The 2446-nt window shown below is 67.4% G+C and carries 2 protein-coding genes; both read right to left on the reverse strand.

The window, feature by feature from the left end:
• Positions 1-814 (reverse strand): acetyl-CoA C-acyltransferase (locus tag AC04L7_RS16635; RefSeq protein WP_475513450.1); only part of this gene is annotated, 814 nt, incomplete at its 3' end.
• Positions 815-840: 26 nt separating this feature from the next.
• Positions 841-2446 (reverse strand): enoyl-CoA hydratase/isomerase family protein (locus AC04L7_RS16640; RefSeq protein WP_475513451.1); only part of this gene is annotated, 1606 nt, incomplete at its 5' end.

Raw genomic sequence — 2446 nt, forward strand, 5'->3', positions numbered from 1 at the left:
CCTGCTCGGAGGCGAGCAGCACGCCGGCTGCACCGTCGCTCATCTGCGACGACGTGCCCGCGGTGACGGTGCCGCCGAACTGCGGGTTGCGGAACACGGTACGCAGCTTCGCCAGGCCCTCCTGCGACGTATCGGCGCGCGGGCCCTCGTCCTGTTCGACCAGCAGCTTCTTCAGGCGCACCGTGTTGCCGGCGAGGTCTGGCTGGCGCGAGATCACTTCATAGGCGCTGATCTCGTCCCGGAACTCGCCCGCGGCCTGCGCTGCCAGGGCCTTCTGGTGCGAAGCCACGGCAAACGCATCCTGGTCTTCGCGCGAGATCTTCCACTCTTCCGCCACTTTCTCGGCGGTGATGCCCATGCCGTAGGCGATGGCCACGTGGTCGTTGTCGAACACGCTGGGCGCCATGGCGATCTTGTTGCCCATCATCGGCACCATGCTCATGCTCTCGGTACCGCCGGCGAGCATCAGGTCGGCGTTGCCGAGCCGGATCTGGTCCGCCGCCATCGCCACGGCCTGCAGGCCSGACGAGCAGAAGCGGTTGATGGTCTGCGCAGCGATCGTGTTCGGCAGGCCGGCCAACAGCAGGCCGATGCGCGCCACGTTCATGCCTTGCTCGGCCTCCGGCATCGCGCAGCCGATGATCGCGTCGTCGATGCGATTGACGTCGATGCCCGGGGCCTGCGCCACGACCGACTTCAGCACGTGCGCCAGCATGTCGTCCGGGCGGGTGTTGCGGAACACGCCCTTGGGCGCCTTGCCGACCGGCGTGCGGGTGGCGGCGACGATATAGGCTTCTTGTACTTGCTTGCTCATGTCTCGGTGTCCTGTGTCGTCGTCGGTCAGTTACGCAGCGGCTTGCCGGTCTTCAGCATGTGCGCGATGCGGGCCTGTGTCTTTTCCTGCTGGGCCAGTTCGACGAAGTGCTTGCGTTCCAGCGTGAGCAGCCACTCCTCGTCGACCACAGCGCCGCGATCCACTTCGCCGCCGCACAGCACGGTGGCGATGCGAACCGCGATCTCGTAGTCGTAGGGGCTGATGAAGCGGCCTTCCAGCATGTTCACCAGCATCATCTTGAAGGTGGCGATGCCGACGTCGCCGGCCACCTGGATGCGGCGGGCGGGCAGGGGCGGGCGGTAGCCGGTCTCGGCCAGCGCCAGCGCTTCCTGCTTGGCGATGTGGAGCAGCTCGTAGGCATTGAAGGCGACCTTGTCGCCCGCGCGCATCAGGCCCAGTTCCTTGGCCTCGACGGCGGAGGCGGAGACCTTGGCCATTGCGATGGTTTCGAAGGTCTTCTTCAATTCGGCGAAGACGTCGCCGCCCGGACCGGCGGCTTGCGACGCCCGTACGGCGAGTTCCTTCAGGCCACCGCCGGCGGGCAGCAGACCCACGCCCGCTTCGACCAGGCCGATATAGCTTTCGAGGTGCGCCACGGTGCGCGCACTGTGCATCTGGAACTCGCAGCCACCGCCCAGGGCGAGACCACGCACGGCGGCCACGACCGGCACCAGCGAGTACTTGATGGCCTGGCTGGTGGCCTGGAAGTTGGCCACCATCGCTTCGAACTCGGCGATCTTGCCGGCCTGCAGCGCGCCCAGCGCACCGTCCAGATCGGCGCCGGCGGAGAAGGGCTCCTTCGGCTGCCAGATCACCAGGCCCTTGAAGCGACGCTCGGCGATCGCGACCGATTCCTGCACACCGGCCAGCACCGCGTCGGACACGGTGTGCATCTTGGTCTTGAAGCTGATCACGCCGATGCCGTCGCCGTCGGTCCACAGGCGGACACCGTCATTCTCGAAGACGGTCTCGCCCTGCGGGAACACCTCGCCCAGCAGCGGATCCGGGAAACGTTGGCGCTGGTACACCGGCAGGGCGGAGCGCGGGAGCTTGGCATTCTTCGCGGGGCTGTAGCTGCCTTCGGGGGCATGCACGCCCTCGCGGCCGTCGAACACCCAGTTCGGCAGCGGGGCGCTGCTCATGGCCTTGCCGGCCACGATGTCGTCGGCGATCCACTGGGCAATCTGTTTCCAACCGGCGGCCTGCCAGGTCTCGAACGGCCCCAGCGACCAGCCGTAGCCCCATCGGATGGCCAGGTCGACGTCGCGCGCAGTCTCGGCAATGTCGGCGAGGTGGTAGGCGCTGTAGTGGAACAGGTCCCGGAACACCGCCCAAAGGAACTGCGCCTGCGGGTGCTGGCTCTCGCGCAGCTTCGCGAACTTCTCGGCCGGGTTCTTGATCTTCAGGATCTCGACCACCTCCGGCGCTGCGGTGCGGTCGGACGCGCGGTAGTCCTGCTTCTCCAGGTCGAGGACCACGATGTCCTTGCCGACCTTGCGGAAGATGCCGGCACCGGTCTTCTGGCCCAGCGCGCCCTTGGCGATCAGGGCCTCGAGCCACTTCGGGGACTTGAAGTAGGCGTGCCACGGATCGTCCGGCGGGGTGTCGGCC

The organism is Pseudoxanthomonas sp. LjRoot204_2 (assembly GCF_056175765.1).